The sequence below is a fragment of the Paraburkholderia sp. RL17-368-BIF-A genome (assembly GCF_046054045.1).
GTDB classification, from domain to species: domain Bacteria; phylum Pseudomonadota; class Gammaproteobacteria; order Burkholderiales; family Burkholderiaceae; genus Paraburkholderia; species Paraburkholderia graminis.
In genome coordinates this window covers 195,433-210,481 of record NZ_JARESN010000011.1, presented here as the reverse complement: position 1 = coordinate 210,481, position 15,049 = coordinate 195,433, and the positions used below count along the sequence as shown (strand labels likewise).

The following is a 15,049-nucleotide window of genomic DNA, read 5'->3' as shown; positions in this document are numbered from 1 at the left end:
AGATCTACCGTACCAGTGCAAATGCCTCGCGGCTTGCGATTTCAGCCGCGCCGTATACACCGACCAGCGTGTAATCGGACGCTATGCACTCGAACGTGGACTCCAGAAACGTAATGACGAAATGACGCTTCGCCAGTTCCGGCAATGACACTGCGGCGAGTTCATCGACAAGAGAAGAGTTGATCACTTCCTGTGCGGCAAAAGCGGCCAGACCTTGCGACGCGAGCGGATGAATCTCGAGATCGCCATCGCCCGGTGGCCCTAGCCGATGAAACACCGTGTCGGGGAATAACACTGCGCAGAACGGATCGTCGTCGGGATCGAACGGACCGAACCGCTCGAAGTCGGACTCGGCAATCGGATAAGCGAGAATCACCCGGCGATCGCTCGCGACAATGAACGGCTCCGCTGCGTCGGCTGCGGGATGAGGAACTGAGTCCAGCAGGAGAACCTGATCCTCCTGCTGGGGCGATTCATGTACGCTCGTCATGTACTTCGCTGTGCCAGTGCGCTTATGCGCTCGCCGCGGTGGACGCGACCGGTGCCGCAGCGGTCACTGCGGGTTGCGAACTTGCGGCTTTCTTGCGGCCCGGAAGTTTGCTCGCAGTTTTGCTTGCTGCCTTTTTTGCGGTGACTTTTCGCGCGGCGGTTTTCTTTGCAGCGGGTTTTACCGCAGCTTTTTTAGTGGCAACAGATTGACTACCCGCCCGCGCCTTTTTCGCCACAACCTTTTTCGCAGCCGCGGATTTCACTTTGCCGGCCTTGCCCGCCACCGACGCTGCGCCGCCGTCGATCAGAAACCTGCTGCGATCCTTCACCGATGCAAGCCATGCAGGCGCCGGGCCGCGTCCGCTCCAGGTCGCACCGGTTGACGGATTGCGATACTTCGGCGGTTGCGCGCCTTTCGGCTGACCTTTGGCTTTCGCGTTGTTAGCGGCAACGCTGCCCCACTTCGATTCGCTTGCGCCGTCGATCAGAAACACGCTGCGGTCTTTCGCGGTTGCAATCCAACCGGGCGCGCGGCCGTGTCCGGTCCAGGTCGCACCGGTTTTGTGATCGCGATACTTCGGAATCTTCTGTCCGGCCGCCGCGGCCTTTGCGTTGCCGGCATGGCCGTTAAGGCCCTTGGCCGCGCGCCGCGCTTTTGCTTGCGCTTCGATGTCGGCGGTAGTCAGGCCGTGCTTAAGCATCAATTCGCGAATCTGGTCGATTGCGACTTGCGCTTTCCTTGCAATAAGGGCGTCAGCTTGCGCCTGGAGCTTCTTAAGCTTTGCCTGGATTTGCTCTAACGTGGGCATTGAATTGCTCCTTATGTGGTAATCGAACGAACTATGCCATGAATAACGTGGGAACGGCGTAGCCGGATGGCCATAAAAAACCGAATTCTGACTTGCTCTACGCGTGCGGAATACAAAAAGTTCTCTTCGATGCAATCGATAGACGCCTTTAGCATGCATTCGTTCTTTGCCTGTGCCACTTTTTATGGACTCTTTATTACGCGTTGCTTCTTTCTTTATTCCGGCGCTCTCTTTCTTTCCAATTGTTGCCGGACCGCTCAGGTCGGGGTAAAAACGACAACCTGACGGTCCGCAATGTATCTGACGCTGCGCAAAAAGCGATACTGCTGGCCATCGGCGGTGATCCGGTTAAGTCCTATGCGGGTCAGCGCGAGAATCTCGTCAGCCTGCCCGGCCTGTACCACGCCCTCATCGCGCAAATCTTCCAGAGAAGCGGACGGATCGCCGATATAAACACTGCGCACGTGCGCTCCAATTCTCATGAGAACGACGCTTTCGCCCTCGTCGAGCGCCAGTTCAAGATAGGCCGCCAGAATTCGCAGCGACTCGGGCGTGCAAGTCTGGGCCTGATAGATCGCGGCATTCGATGGCGTCATGTCGGTTCCCCGTCACCTGTATCGAGAAAAGGCGGCACTGTGCATTGCGGCAAGAGCCGCTTCTACTATAGGCAAGCATTCGGAGATTCAAAGGCTTCGAGTTCATTTTTTAACGCCGCAGTGGCCGTAACCGTGCGTTACCAATCTCGCAGCGCTGTTTCACCTGTGTCGTGGGCGCGCTTCTACACTTCAGCCGTCCATCGAGACAAAGCTTTGGCAGCGCACTTCAAGTGCAAGGAGAAGGAAAATGAACAAGAAGATCGTTGGCGCAGCACTCGGTCTGGCAGTTCTCGCCGCATCGTCGGTTGCTTCTGCCCATGTGAATCTCGCCGTCGGCGTCGGCATTCCGGTCGGCGTCTATGCGCCGCAGCCCGTTTATGTGGCGCCTCCGGTTGCGTACGGCCCTGCCCCGGTCGCGGTAGCCTATGGCGGTTATCGCGCTTATGACGGCCGCGACGCGTGGCGCGAACGCCGCGAATGGCGGGAACGCGAATGGCGCCGCGAGCACTGGCGCGAGCATGAATGGCGCGAGCGGCAACGCTGGGGTTATTGAGGCGGCGCTATCGCTTTGAGCGTTCGGGCGGGGCGGTCAGTACTTTCATCTGAAACCGGGCCATAAAGACATAAAGAGGCCGCCCGCTTGGCGGTCTCTACTCATTCGCGCATGAACGCATCATGCGATTCGCAGGCCGTGAGCCGGCAGCACTTCCTGAGTCGTCACGAAACGGTGCTGTTTTACCGCGTCATGAAAGAGCCGGTAGTCGCTCTTTTCGAATGCCTCGCTCCACACGGGCTTTTCGCCGGAGTCGTCTTCCGCGCGAAGACCGGTGGCTTTGTACTTCCATGAGCCGACTCCCTTCGGCACATAGTCCGGAATGGCCTCTTTCAGGCCGGGAATGCCGCCCTCCTTCACGAACTCGCAGATCGCCCGCAACCGCTCGTTGTCGTCCATGATCCGGTTGGTATCGAGCAATTCGGTGAGCGTCGCTTTCACGTTTTGCGGCATGCCCTCTTCGTTTTCGAAGTCTTCGCGCCCGGCCACATACGCGCGAACCGCGCGGCACGCCATGTCGGCGGCTTCGACAAACTCCGGCAGGTTGTGTCGCTGTATGAACATATTCCTGCCGTCGATGTAATGCCACTTCGCCCACGGCTGATCGGGATAATGCAACGCGGCGCCGTGGCCCACAGGTAGCGCAAGCGTCAGCACATCGGCTTCGACGTGCTGCACCAGGTGCTGCATGGCGAGCGTGAGATTCTCGAGCCAGCCCGTGCGCGTGCAATCTTGCGCCTCGAGAGAATGAACCCGGTTGCCCGGACTTTCGATGCCCGCGAACCCCTGATGCGCCCACGTATCCACATACGTATGCAGCGTCACGCCGAGACGATGCAAGCCCATCTCCGTGCTGCGCTGCCGGATAGCGCGCCGCACCACCTCGCGCGCGACCGTGCTGTCCGCGCGGCACACGGCTTTTTCGTCGAGCGTCGCGCCCTCTCCTGCCGGCAGAAAATGAAACGGCGCCCACACGAGCCGGTTCTGGTCGTTCTCTGTATTCGCATAGTCGAAGGTCTTGTGCGCGGTGGCGAAGCGTTCGAACGTCTCGCCGCCCTGAAAACGCAGGATGCCCGGCGTGGTTGCATCGTCGACATACTGGCACGCATGGGCGACGGTCAGCGCCTGGCTCGGCGTCATTCCGCCAACTCGCGCGACGATATAGACCACGCCGTAATGAAAGTCGATATTCATGGCAGATTCTCCTCATGCACGATGAATGGCTACAACAGCACTGGTAAACGAGCGAGTAGGCGGCGAGTTGAAAAGACGTCGTTCTTTATGCCCTACGCGGTGTTGTCGTGTTTTATTCCATCCTCTATCCGACTGCGGGCCACTGCGGGCCACTGCAGCCCATAAAAAAACCCCGCAACGTTATCCGTTGCGGGGTTGCGTTTCAGCGCACGTCGCGCCTTATTTGACGATGTCGACCAGCTCGACTTCGAACGTCAAGTCGCTGTTCGGCGGAATCGTGCCCACGGCGCGGCTGCCGTAGGCGGTGACGGCTGGGCACGTCAGTTTTGCCTTGCCGCCCACTTTCATGGTTTGCACGCCCTGCGTCCAGCACGGAATCACGCGGTTCAGCGGGAACGTTGCCGGACCGCCGTGTTTCGCGGACGCGTCGAATTCAGTGCCGTTCGCAAGCGTGCCGCGATAGTTGACCTTCACGACATCGGTGGCGGCCGGCTGCGCGCCGGTGCCTTGCACGAGGTGTTCGACAACCACGCCCGAAGGCAACTTCTCAGTAGAAGCGGCAGCCATCGCCGTCGACGAAAGTACAGTAGCGGCAAGCAGAGCAACGATAGATTTCAAAACGAATCTCCAGATGGGTAGTACGGTTCATTCTAGCGCACGGAATAGAGGGCGCTGCTAATCCAGCCGCAGCACCGCAACGTTATCGGCCGCCATATCGCCATGCGCGACGAAATCCGCCAGCGCCGTTTCCCGTTCGCGGACGTCGGCAAGCACGGCCGGGTCGAGCCGCGCGACGATGACTTCTTCGCGTTCGCGGCTGGCTTCTTCGATCACATCGCCATAGGGACTCCAGATTGCGCTCGCACCGCATGTGTCCCAGCCGCCGGTCATGCCGACATGATTCGACAGCAACACATACATCGTATTGTCGAACGCGCGTGCGGGGAACCAGATGCGCGACTGGTGATAGCCGGACTTCACGCTAAAGAGCCCGCTCACGAGATAGGCGTGCGCGCCGTTTACGGCCGCCATGCGCGCGTGCTCGGGAAAGCCCGAGTCGTAGCACACGCCGAGTGCGAGCCGCCATCCGTCGAGTTCGAGCATGCAGCCTTGCGTGCCCGGCCGGTAGACTTCCGTTTCGCTTCTATATAGATACTGCTTGTGATACGGCTTTGCGTCCTCGCCGCGGCAATCGAATACGAGCGACGAAATATGCAGGCCGTCCGCGCCGCGCGTGGCCGCGCCGACAATTGCCGCAATGCCGCGTCGGCGGCAAATCTCGCGGATCGGATCGAGACGTGCATCGGCGAGTTCGAATGCGTATTGCGCTGGGTCGCCGGCGATCAGGCCGGGTTCATAGCCGCTCAGGAACTTCTCGGGAAAAACCACCAGTTGGGCACCGCGATCGGCGGCAAGACCGGTCAATTCGACCGTCTTCATGATGTTTGCCGTCACGTCTCCGCAAACCGGTTGCGCTTGCGCGGCCGCAATTTGCAGGGGTGATCGGGGCAACGCTGCGAACTTGTTATTCACCGTCAACTCCCTTATTGAATCGAGCGCAGGTTCAGCGCGGACCCGATTGCGGATGGCCAATGGCGGGAGCCCGCGCGTCTGAAGCGAGGCATTTAAACATGGACCGCGGCGGCGTGTCAGCGCAATTCTCTTGAACCAGCGCTTTGCGCGCGCGGTCCACGTAGAAGAGGTACGGCGAAGTATCGTCGTGCGCAACCCGATGCCAACGAGCGCTTTCAACTTTCAATGAACGAGCCGGTCGATCCCGACAAGCAGGACAGTGCGCCGCCTTCGGCCGTGCCGGAGCGACCCCGCGCGCCACGACCGCGACGCATTCCGCGCAGCCGCGAGCAACAGGCGCGGCTCGACGCTCGCGAGCCGGCATTCGAGCCGCTGCCGTTTTCCATCGACGAAGAGGCGGCGCGGCGCCCTTTCGCCGGGAAGCTGCATGCGTGGTTCGAAGCGCGGCGTTGGCAGCCGTTCGATTTTCAGCGCGAGGTGTGGCGCGAGATGGAGCGAGGCGCGAGCGGCTTGCTGCATGCAACCACGGGCGCGGGCAAGACGTGGGCCATCTGGTTCGGCGCGCTTGCCGCGTTCGCGCGAGCCGTACCTTCCCATTCAGCGGCGACGCGTCGGCGCGCCACAAGCATGCAGCCCGAGCCGCTCACCGTCCTCTGGATCACGCCGATGCGCGCCCTTGCCGCCGATACGGCACGCGCACTGCAAAGCTCAGCGATCGAACTGGCCGTGCCGTGGACGGTGGGCTTGCGAACCGGCGACACGTCCTCCGCCGAACGCGCGCGGCAGAACCGGCGCATGCCGTCAGCGCTGATTACGACGCCCGAGAGTCTGTCGCTGATCCTGACGAGACCCGATGCGCGCGAAGTACTCTCGCACGTAAAGCTCGTGGTCGTCGACGAATGGCATGAACTGCTCGGCAACAAGCGCGGCACGCAGACACAACTGGCGCTGGCGCGGCTCGCGCATTGGCGGCCCGATTTGCAGATATGGGGGTTGTCGGCGACGCTCGGCAACCTTCCCTTCGCCGCCGATGTACTGCTCTCCCCGGTCCGAACCCCGCGTGTCAGCGTGCACGGCAAGCTGCCGAAGGCATTGATCGTGGACACGGTTATTCCCGAGACGATCGAGCGATTTCCTTGGGGCGGTCATATGGGAATGCGCCAGGTCGAGGCCGTGGCCGATGCAATCGGCGACGCGCAGACATCGCTCGTATTTACCAACACGCGCTCGCAATGCGAAGTCTGGTATCAGGCGCTGCTCGAAGCGCGTCCGCAATGGGCCGGCGCAATTGCGTTGCATCATGGTTCGCTCGATCAGGAAGTGCGCGAGTGGGTCGAGCGCGGCTTGAAGAACGGCTTGCTAAAGGTCGTTGTATGCACATCGAGCCTGGATCTCGGCGTCGACTTTCTGCCTGTGGAGCGCGTGTTTCAGATCGGCTCGCCGAAAGGCGTCGCGCGTTTGATGCAGCGCGCCGGCCGCTCGGGTCACGCGCCGGGACGGCCGTCGCGCGTGACCATCGTGCCCACGCACGCGCTGGAACTCGTCGAAGCGGCCGCCGCGCGCGAGGCAGTCGCGAAGCGGCAAATAGAAAGCCGCGAAACGCCGGACAAACCGTTTGATGTACTCGTCCAGCACCTGGTGACAGTGGCAATTGGCGGGGGCTTCGATGCGCGCGATCTCTACGACGAAGTTCGCACGACGTACGCGTACCGGCATCTGACGCAAAGTGAATTCGATTGGGCATTAGGTTTCGTCGAAGGCGGCGGCACCGCGTTGCGCGCGTATCCGGACTACCACCGCGTGGTGCGCGAAAACGACGGCCTGTACCGCGTGCCGCGCGAAGATCTCGTGCGGCGGCATCGCAACAACGTCGGCACCATCGTCGCGAACGGCACGCTGAATGTCGCGTATCTGGCGGGCGGCCGCATAGGCGCAATCGAAGAGTCGTTTATTTCGCGGCTGAAACCCGGCGATATTTTTACCTTCGGCGGACGTGCGCTCGAATTGATTCGCGTGCAGGACATGACTGCGTGGGTCAAACGCGCGACCTCGGCACGCGGCGCGATGCCGCAATGGGCAGGCAGCCGCATGCCGCTCTCCTCGGAACTCGCCGAGGCGACGTTGACGATGCTCGCGCGCGCCGCCGGCGGCATCTATGACGAACCCGAGATGCGCGCCGTTCGGCCGCTGCTCGAATTGCAGCAGAAATGGTCGGCTCTGCCGCAGCCCGGTTTGCTGGTGGCCGAAGTACTCAAGTCGCGCGAAGGGCATCACTTCTTCTGTTATCCATTTGCGGGGCGCACCGCGCATATCGGTCTTGGCGCATTGCTCGCCTGGAGAATCGCGCGAGAGAAGCCCGGTACTTTTTCTATTTCAATGAACGACTATGGTTTCGAGCTGTTGTCCGCGCAACCATTCGACTGGGCCGCGGCATTGGAGAGTGAATTGCTCTCGGCGGAACAACTCGATCACGACATTCTGGCGAGCCTCAATTCGTCGGAGTTGTCTCGACGACGATTCCGCGAAATTGCGCGCGTGTCGGGGCTCGTGTTTCAGGGACATCCAGGGCAGCAGAAAAGCGCCCGGCAATTGCAGGCCTCCAGCGGCCTTTTCTATGAGATCTTCCGCAATCATGACAGCGGCAATCTGTTACTCGATCAGGCTGATACCGAAGTGCTATTGCAGGAACTCGACGCGAAACGCATTCGTAGCGCGCTAGAACGAATGAACGCGAGCCGCCTCGTTCTCATGCATCCGAAAAAACCGACTCCCTTTGCGTTTCCGCTTATCGTCGGACGCCTGCGCGAGAAAGTCAGTACAGAGAAGCTCGCGGATCGCGTACAGCGCATGCTTGCGGAACTCGAGAAGGCGGCCCGCGTATGAAGCCTGCGTCGTTGCCCGTTGAAATTGCCGGCCATCCGCTCGTGCTGTCGAGCTTGCGCGCGGCCTTCGATCCCGCGCTGCGCTGTCTTTTCGTCGCCGATGCGCATTTCGGCAAGGACGCCGTGTTTCGTGCGCGCGGCGTGCCGGTGCCCATCGGTTCCACTGCCGACAACCTGATGCGTCTGGACATACTGATCGCCGAATTCGAACCGTCCACGCTCGTCTTTCTCGGCGATCTGCTGCATGCACGCGAGGCGCACGCCGAAGAGATTCTCGATGCATTGCATGTCTGGCGCGCGCGGCATCCGAGATTGCGAATCGTGCTCGTAGAAGGCAATCACGATCGGCATGCGGGCGCGTTGCCTGGTACGCTCAATGTGGAACTTGTGCTGGAGCCGTGGCGCGTTGGACCGTGGGCGCTGTGTCATCACCCGCAGACCGTCGACGGCGCGTACGCGCTCGCCGGCCATCTGCATCCTGTCTATCGAATCGCGACGCGCAACGACTCGGTTCGCGTGCCGTGTTTTCGTTTCGGCGTACAAGGCGGCGTGCTGCCCGCATTCGGCAGCTTTACCGGCGGTGCGCGCGACGACGGCCGCGTGAGTGGAGAAAGGGTTTTCGTCGTGGCTCACGACAAGGTCATTGAAGTGCCGCGCTGAGCCTTTCACGCAACGCGCGACTCACGCGAGTTTCGTCATACCTGTCACGCCAGAACTCCGCTATTAGCAGAGTTCGCCAACACTTTCACACGCGATCTTTTCCGCAAGCACATGCACCATTCGCGGCGCCGGCATTCCGTTGTCGGCGATACACGCTCGCAAAGGCACGCTGCGCGTGCTTCGCAGCAAACAGCGAAGCGCACGCGGGTTTACGTGCGTTTGAGTAGCGCGAAGCTCGCCGTTTACTGGACGCTGAACCAGGCTGTCAACATTCTTTCGGTCTGCTTGGGTCAGCCGACAGCGCTTGAAAAAGCGCCCTTACAACACCAGGAGACAAGCCATGGCTCAAGTGTCGAGCAGCGCCATCGAAGAACTGAAAACCGCCATACGTGGGCAGCTAGTACTGCCCGACGATCCCGGTTTCAACGAAGCCCGCAGCATCTGGAATGCAATGATCGACTGCCGCCCGGCGATGATTCTGCGCTGCGCCGGCGTCGCCGACGTGCGTCGCGGCATCGCGTTCGCGCGCGCGAATGATCTGCCGCTTGCGCTTCGCGGCGGCGGTCATAACATTGCCGGCAGCGCGCTATGCGAAGACGGTCTCGTGATGGACTTCTCGCAGATGAAGTCCGTGCGAATCGATCCGATTGCAAGACGCGCGTATGTGGGACCGGGCGCAACGCTCGCGGACTTCGATCACGAAGCGCAAGCCTTTGGACTCGCGACACCGCTCGGCATCAATTCGACCACGGGCGTCGCGGGCTTGACGCTCGGCGGCGGCTTCGGCTGGCTCAGCCGCAAATACGGCATGACGATCGACAATCTGATTTCAGCCGACGTGGTCACCGCCGAAGGCGAACTGCTTCGCGCCAGCGCCGAATCGAATGAAGATCTGTTCTGGGCGATTCGTGGCGGCGGCGGCAATTTCGGCGTGGTCACGTCGTTCGAATTCGCACTGCATTCCGTCGGACCGATGGTGTACGGCGGGCTCGTCGTGCTGCCGTTCGCCGAGGCGAGAGACGCGCTCGTCAAATATCGCGCGGCAGCCGCGCAGATGCCCGACGACCTGAGCGTGTGGGCAGTGCTACGGCTCGCGCCGCCGCTGCCATTCCTGCCCGCCGAAGTACACGGCAAGCCGGTGATCATCTTCCCGATGTGCTACACCGGCCCGATCGCAAACGGTCCTTCGGCGGTCGCGCAAGTGAAGACGTTCGGCACGCCCGTCGGCGAACATCTCGGCGAAATGCCGTATGCGATGTGGCAACAGGCATTCGATCCGCTGCTCGCGCCCGGATCGCGCAACTACTGGAAGTCGCACAACCTCGCCAATATCGACGATGGTCTGATCGATGCACTGCTTCAGTCGATCGAGAATCTGCCTTCTCCACAGTGCGAGATTTTCTTCGGGCAGATCGGCGCGCAAACGCAACGCGTGCCGGTGAATGCGACCGCCTACTCGAGCCGCGACACGCAATACGCGATGAACGTGCATGGCCGCTGGGAAGAGCCCGCCGACGACGAACGTTGCATCGCGTGGGCTCGTGCATTCTTCGAGCAGGCAGCGCCGTTCTCGCTCGGCAGCGTCTACGTGAACTTCATGACGCAGGAAGAAGCGAGCCGCGTCGCCGATGCATACGGCCCGAACTTCGAACGGCTCGTCGCGGTGAAGAGCCGCTACGATCCGCAGAACCTCTTCCGTCATAACCAGAACATTCGTCCCGCCATGTAATGCGTGGCAGCGAATAAAGGAACCCGCTGAGGAATCCGCTGAGGAACCCGCGCGAGTCTCAGCGCGGATTCCTCGCACCCGACGCATGAATGTCCCTTTGCGCGGGCGGCATGGATCAGGCACGGCAAATGCTGCTTTATCATTGATGCTGGCCCTATTGGCCAACGTCACAGCATTACATTTTGATCCATAAACAAAAACCGCCTCGATAACGTAAAAGGACAACTATCATGCGCAGACGACAATTCATCACGACGGCCGGCGCGGCTTTCGCTACCGCGGGCCTCGGCCTCGCCGGTTGCACCACCACGTCAGGGTCGTCGGGCACGTCGGCGTCCGCGAACGCCAACAAGCGCGACACGATCAACGCGGGTATCGACTCCACGCTTTCGCGTCTCTACGCGAACGTCGGCGGTTCGCGCGAACTCGTGGCGAAAGCGCGCGGCGTGCTGGTGTTTCCGTCGGTGATCTCGGCGGGCTTCTGGGTCGGCGGCCAATACGGCGAAGGCGGGCTGCGCGTGGGCGGTCGCACGACCGGCTACTACAGCACGGTGGCGGGATCGTTTGGCTTGCAGATCGGCGCGCAGTCGAAAGCGCTTATCTTCCTGTTCATGACGCAGGAAGCACTCGACAAATTCCTCAATAGCCAGGGCTGGGCAGCGGGCGCCGACGCAACCGTCGCGGTGCTCAAGGTCGGCGCGAACGGCGCGATCGACACATCGACGGCCACAAGCCCGGTCGAAGCATTCGTGCTGACCAACGGCGGCTTGATGGCGGGCGTATCGCTGGAAGGTACGAAGGTGTCGCGCCTCATCATCTGATCGTCGACAAGCCACGCGGCCGCTGTGCGGACCGCGTGGCGCTTCTGCATTACTCAGTCAGTCACTCAGTCACTCACTTAACCGGCGATAGTTACTCCGCCGCGAGCGTCATCTGCGCCACTTCGCAGCGCGGCCATTGACGCAACACGTCCGGCGCGAGCAGCAGTTTGGCCGCGCGAATGCCCGCGCCCATGACGATCTGCGCGCGCTCCATGACGGCGGCATCGACGAGAATGCGCCAGTCCTGCGGCAAGCCGAAAACCGTAATGCCGCCGAACTCCATGCCGCTCAGTTCGACCGCAAGCTCACGCTTCGCGAACGACAGCCGCTGCGCGCCGAGCGCCGCCTTCACCGCGCCGTTGATGTCGAGCCGCAGCGACCCGAGCGAAACGAGCGCCGCATAGTGCTCGCCGCCGTCCTTCTTGTAGCGCACGACGATCGTATTCGCGCAGTCCTCGAGACCGAAGCCATAGCGCGCGCTGAAGGCGGCGGTGTCCGACGCGTCGTCGGTGACGGAGAAAACCGTGACGCCCTGTTGCGGCAACTGCGCGAGCACTTGCGGCGGCAAACGCGTGGCGAGTTCATCGGCGGGGATCACGTCCAACTGCTTTACGGCTTCGTGCGAATGCATGGCGATGGAGAGAAGTAGAGAGGAAGGCCATCGCATTCTAGCGGCATGCGCGCGGTACGGCATGCAATGCGGCGCGCGGCGGGGTGTGCAATGCGGCGTGCGGCCAGTGCGCTTGCTATAGTCACAGGCACAACGCTTGCGAACGACGGCCATACGGAGGCTGCGTCCGGCCGGCCCGAGCGGCTCGCGCGTGCGCACCGCCCGAACCAGTGAGACTTCGACCATGGACATCGACACGCTTTCCGCCGGCAACCTCCAGCACATGGCTCGCACGCAGGCGAACTGGGCGATCGGAGCACTCAAGCAGTTTTCCGAAGACCGCTGCACTGCGCTGGCAGCGAGCATCGCGTTCTACGCCGCGTTTTCTTTGGCGCCGACGCTCGTCATGGTGATCGCCGTGGCCGGCTGGTTCTTCGGCGCCGAGGCCGCGCGCGGCGAACTCTTCGACCACATCCACGGACTGCTCGGCGACCAGGCCGCGGCAGGCGTGCAGACCATCGTCGAAAACGCGCATCACAGCGGCAGCGCGGGCGGCGTGGCCGCGATCATCTCGTTCACGATGCTGGCGATCGGCGCGTCGGCCACTTTCTCTTCGCTTAACAGCGCGCTCAACGTCGTATGGCCGTACACCGGTCCGCGCACGTCGAGCGTGCTTGCGCTGGTGCGCGTGCGGCTGATCTCGTTCGGGCTCGTGCTCGGCGTCGCGTTTCTGCTGATCGTCTCGCTCGTGCTCGATACGGTGATCACGTATGTCGGCAAGTGGCTGTGGGGCGACTCGCCTTATGTGGTGATCGGCAATCTGCTGCAACTCGGCGTCGGCTTGCTCGTGCTGGCGTTCGCGTTCGCCGGCTTGCTGAAGTTTCTGCCCGACGCGAGCGTGCGTTGGCGCGATGCGCTGGTCGGCGGCGTGGTCGCGGCGGTGCTGTTTTCGGCGGGCAAGAAGCTGTTCGCGCTGTACCTCGCGCACGCCGGCATGGCGAGTTCGTTCGGCGCGGCCGGATCGCTCGCGGTGCTGCTGATGTGGCTGTACTTTTCCGCGGCGGTGCTGCTGCTCGGCGCGGAATTTTCGGCGGCGCGCGGCCGGTTGAACGACCCGCGCGGCGGTTGGGGCATGCAGCCCGACGCGCCGCCGGGCAGCCGCGCGAAGCTGGCGTCGGTGCTGGCGGCGTCGACGGTTCCGGGCGGCGCGGCGTTGCACGCCGGTTCGTCCGATTCGGGCGACGCGCGGGCTTCGAGGATGGGCGCTGTGTCCGCCGAAGCTGAACCGCCGCGGTTCGAGACACACGCAAAAGCATCGGTAGGCGCGAAGGCGCTCGGCGTCGGACGCTCGGTGCTTTCCGCCGAAGCGGGCGCGACGCATCTGGCGGCCGTTACGCTGCTTGGCGCGAGCCGCAAAGCGGTCGCGGCGAATCGCTACGTGCGCGAGCATCCGTGGAGGTCGGTCGCGCTGGCCGCGGCCGCCGGCCTCGCGGCGGCCCGCATGGCGCGGCACACACGCGCGGACGACGACGGTTCCAAATAGCCCGGCGGTTGCACAATCAGCGCCGCACCTTGTTGGTGCGTGTGGATCACAATCGCACCCGTCTGTCTACTCCCCTTTTCGGCCAAAATGCATGGCGCCGCTTGGGCGCGCTCCCGCCGCCGTCGCTTCGCTAGACGACTTCATTACATATCTATTACAAATAAATGCGGGAAGTAGGCACACTCAAACGTTCATCGTCAACGAAACAACAATAATGCGAATGCAACGAATCAATATTGCCGAAAAGGCAACAATCCCGGATGAGCTTTAAATACAAGGGTTTGCGCGGGTTGTCGGTTTTTGGCGACACTCTTTTTTTTCCAGTTCTTGCCGATTGACGCAGTGAGCTATTCTCCTTTCCGCAACAAGTAAACTAATCATCTGCGTGGAGAAATGGATGAAACGAATCGCACTGTCTACCCTCTCGCTGGCGCTCCTGGGCGCAACGGGCGTCGCTCACGCTCAGAGCAGCGTGACCCTGTATGGCTTGATCGATGAATCGGTCCAGTACGTTCACAACGCCAACCCGGCTAACAACAATCTGTGGCAGCTCGCAGCGGGTAACCTGCAGGGCAGCCGCTGGGGCCTGAAGGGCTCGGAAGACCTGGGCGGTGGCTTGAAGGCGATTTTCCAGTTGGAAAGCGGCTTCAACCCGAACAACGGCAAGATGGGTTCGTACGGCACGGGCACCAAGCTGTTCGGTCGCCAGGCATACGTCGGCTTGACGCAAGACGCATACGGTACGCTCACGCTGGGTCGCCAGTACGATCCGCTGGTCGACCTGGTTCAGCCGCTGACGGGTGACAACTTCTTCGGCAGCACGTTCACGACGCCGGGCGACGTTGACAACAACGACAACAGCTCGCGTACGAACAACGCAATCAAGTACGTTTCGCCGGTGTGGGGCGGCTTCCAGTTCGAAGGCATGTACGCACTGGGCGGCGTTGCGGGCGCAACCGGCGCAGGCCAATCCTGGGCAGGTGCAGCAACGTGGTCGGGCGGTCCGTTCAGCGTTGCAGCTGGCTACTTCCGCATGCAAAACGCGAACACGCTGACCAGCCGCGGCGTCGCTCCGGGCAACCAGGGTGGCACGTGGAACGCAGGCGTGACGTCTGACGGCACGTTCGACGGCTCGAACATCAACGGCGCGTACGCATCGGCCAAGCAGATCGACATCACGTCGGCGGCTGCACAGTACGTGACCGGTCCGTTCACGTTCAACGTTCGCTATAGCTTCGCGCAATACAAGCCGGACGCGTTCTCGGGCTTCACAGAGCAAGAGAAGTATCACGTTGCAGGCGCGTACGCTGGCTACCAGCTCACGCCGGCAATGCTGCTTGGTCTGGGCTACACCTACACGCACGGCGCAGGCGACACGTCGGCGAACTACCACCAGGTTTCGCTGGGCGGCGACTACTTCCTGTCGAAGCGCACCGACCTGTACCTCGTTGGCGCATACCAGCACGCAAGCGGTCATCAGCGCGATGCAGCGACCGGTGGCATTGTCAACGCCGGTGCATCGGTTGGCTCGTATGGCTACCAGGCCGGTTCGAGCAGCCAGGAAATCATCAGCCTGGGCATTCGCCACAAGTTCTAAATGGGCTTGACGGACTGCTGAAGCTTACGCAGT

The 15,049-nt window shown here is 62.0% G+C and carries 14 protein-coding genes; 7 read left to right on the top strand and 7 right to left on the bottom strand.

All coding sequences use genetic code 11. From position 1 onward, the window contains the following. Positions 1-4 precede the first annotated feature (4 nt). The 3 genes from P0D87_RS20460 to P0D87_RS20450 all read right to left on the bottom strand — a co-directional run bounded on the left by P0D87_RS20460 (position 5) and on the right by P0D87_RS20450 (position 1,894). Entirely contained in the window at positions 5-490 is a 486-nt protein-coding gene (locus tag P0D87_RS20460; RefSeq protein WP_053860047.1) for a hypothetical protein, read from the bottom strand. 22 nt (positions 491-512) lie between these two features. After that, complete coding sequence (locus P0D87_RS20455) at positions 513-1,298, bottom strand: H-NS family nucleoid-associated regulatory protein (RefSeq protein WP_053860046.1); 786 nt, start codon at positions 1,296-1,298, stop codon at positions 513-515. A gap of 257 nt (positions 1,299-1,555) precedes the next feature. Next, a complete protein-coding gene (locus P0D87_RS20450; RefSeq protein ID WP_053860045.1) occupies positions 1,556-1,894 on the bottom strand; it encodes a hypothetical protein in 339 nt (112 codons plus the stop codon). A gap of 247 nt (positions 1,895-2,141) precedes the next feature. Between P0D87_RS20450 and P0D87_RS20445 the strand changes: the two genes are divergently transcribed. Beyond that, a complete protein-coding gene (locus P0D87_RS20445; RefSeq protein ID WP_053860044.1) occupies positions 2,142-2,447 on the top strand; it encodes a hypothetical protein in 306 nt (101 codons plus the stop codon). Between the two features lie 120 nt (positions 2,448-2,567). On the opposite strand, the gene P0D87_RS20440 is transcribed toward P0D87_RS20445, so the two are convergent. From P0D87_RS20440 to P0D87_RS20430, 3 genes are all read right to left on the bottom strand, one after another. Beyond that, the gene (locus P0D87_RS20440) at positions 2,568-3,641 is read right to left on the bottom strand and encodes a DUF6765 family protein (protein ID WP_053860043.1); all 1,074 of its coding nucleotides are present in this window, start codon (positions 3,639-3,641) and stop codon (positions 2,568-2,570) included. Positions 3,642-3,860: 219 nt separating this feature from the next. Next, complete coding sequence (locus P0D87_RS20435; RefSeq protein ID WP_053860042.1) at positions 3,861-4,259, bottom strand: FKBP-type peptidyl-prolyl cis-trans isomerase; 399 nt, start codon at positions 4,257-4,259, stop codon at positions 3,861-3,863. 57 nt (positions 4,260-4,316) lie between these two features. Continuing rightward, on the bottom strand, positions 4,317-5,174 hold the full coding sequence (locus P0D87_RS20430; protein WP_053860815.1) for a carbon-nitrogen hydrolase family protein: 858 nt from the start codon (positions 5,172-5,174) through the stop codon (positions 4,317-4,319). A 225-nt stretch (positions 5,175-5,399) separates the two neighbouring features. Here P0D87_RS20430 and P0D87_RS20425 point away from each other — a divergent pair, with 225 nt between their 5' ends. From P0D87_RS20425 to P0D87_RS20410, 4 genes are all read left to right on the top strand, one after another. Beyond that, positions 5,400-8,057 (top strand): ligase-associated DNA damage response DEXH box helicase, encoded by a 2,658-nt coding sequence (locus P0D87_RS20425; RefSeq protein WP_053860041.1) that lies wholly within the window; start codon positions 5,400-5,402, stop codon positions 8,055-8,057. Further along, positions 8,054-8,716 (top strand): ligase-associated DNA damage response endonuclease PdeM, encoded by a 663-nt coding sequence (pdeM, locus tag P0D87_RS20420; protein ID WP_053860040.1) that lies wholly within the window; start codon positions 8,054-8,056, stop codon positions 8,714-8,716. The genes P0D87_RS20425 and pdeM overlap by 4 nt, the downstream gene beginning before the upstream one ends. 340 nt (positions 8,717-9,056) lie before the next feature. Continuing rightward, positions 9,057-10,445 (top strand): FAD-binding oxidoreductase, encoded by a 1,389-nt coding sequence (locus P0D87_RS20415; RefSeq protein WP_053860039.1) that lies wholly within the window; start codon positions 9,057-9,059, stop codon positions 10,443-10,445. Between the two features lie 230 nt (positions 10,446-10,675). Continuing rightward, the gene (locus P0D87_RS20410; RefSeq protein ID WP_006049483.1) at positions 10,676-11,266 is read left to right on the top strand and encodes a BPSL1445 family SYLF domain-containing lipoprotein; all 591 of its coding nucleotides are present in this window, start codon (positions 10,676-10,678) and stop codon (positions 11,264-11,266) included. A gap of 91 nt (positions 11,267-11,357) precedes the next feature. On the opposite strand, the gene P0D87_RS20405 is transcribed toward P0D87_RS20410, so the two are convergent. Next, positions 11,358-11,897 carry a YbaK/EbsC family protein gene (locus tag P0D87_RS20405; RefSeq protein ID WP_053860038.1) on the bottom strand — a complete coding sequence of 180 codons (540 nt, stop codon included), beginning with the start codon at positions 11,895-11,897 and terminating at the stop codon, positions 11,358-11,360. Positions 11,898-12,120: 223 nt separating this feature from the next. On the opposite strand from P0D87_RS20405, the gene P0D87_RS20400 reads away from it, so the two are divergent. Next, the gene (locus tag P0D87_RS20400; protein ID WP_053860037.1) at positions 12,121-13,419 is read left to right on the top strand and encodes a YihY/virulence factor BrkB family protein; all 1,299 of its coding nucleotides are present in this window, start codon (positions 12,121-12,123) and stop codon (positions 13,417-13,419) included. 397 nt (positions 13,420-13,816) lie between these two features. Beyond that, positions 13,817-15,016, top strand: coding sequence for a porin (locus tag P0D87_RS20395; RefSeq protein ID WP_006049486.1), 1,200 nt, complete (start codon positions 13,817-13,819; stop codon positions 15,014-15,016). The last annotated feature ends 33 nt before the right edge of the window (positions 15,017-15,049 follow it).

Bases quoted from the DNA above. Each gene is read 5' to 3' on its own strand.
- P0D87_RS20415 (WP_053860039.1), top strand. From the start codon at position 9,057: ATGGCTCAAGTGTCGAGCAGCGCCATCGAAGAACTGAAAACCGCCATA.
- P0D87_RS20405 (WP_053860038.1), bottom strand. From the start codon at position 11,897: ATGCATTCGCACGAAGCCGTAAAGCAGTTGGACGTGATCCCCGCCGAT.
- P0D87_RS20445 (WP_053860044.1), top strand. From the start codon at position 2,142: ATGAACAAGAAGATCGTTGGCGCAGCACTCGGTCTGGCAGTTCTCGCC.
- P0D87_RS20460 (WP_053860047.1), bottom strand. From the start codon at position 490: ATGACGAGCGTACATGAATCGCCCCAGCAGGAGGATCAGGTTCTCCTG.
- P0D87_RS20440 (WP_053860043.1), bottom strand. From the start codon at position 3,641: ATGAATATCGACTTTCATTACGGCGTGGTCTATATCGTCGCGCGAGTT.
- P0D87_RS20400 (WP_053860037.1), top strand. From the start codon at position 12,121: ATGGACATCGACACGCTTTCCGCCGGCAACCTCCAGCACATGGCTCGC.
- P0D87_RS20425 (WP_053860041.1), top strand. From the start codon at position 5,400: ATGAACGAGCCGGTCGATCCCGACAAGCAGGACAGTGCGCCGCCTTCG.
- P0D87_RS20455 (WP_053860046.1), bottom strand. From the start codon at position 1,298: ATGCCCACGTTAGAGCAAATCCAGGCAAAGCTTAAGAAGCTCCAGGCG.
- P0D87_RS20395 (WP_006049486.1), top strand. From the start codon at position 13,817: ATGAAACGAATCGCACTGTCTACCCTCTCGCTGGCGCTCCTGGGCGCA.
- P0D87_RS20410 (WP_006049483.1), top strand. From the start codon at position 10,676: ATGCGCAGACGACAATTCATCACGACGGCCGGCGCGGCTTTCGCTACC.
- pdeM (WP_053860040.1), top strand. From the start codon at position 8,054: ATGAAGCCTGCGTCGTTGCCCGTTGAAATTGCCGGCCATCCGCTCGTG.
- P0D87_RS20450 (WP_053860045.1), bottom strand. From the start codon at position 1,894: ATGACGCCATCGAATGCCGCGATCTATCAGGCCCAGACTTGCACGCCC.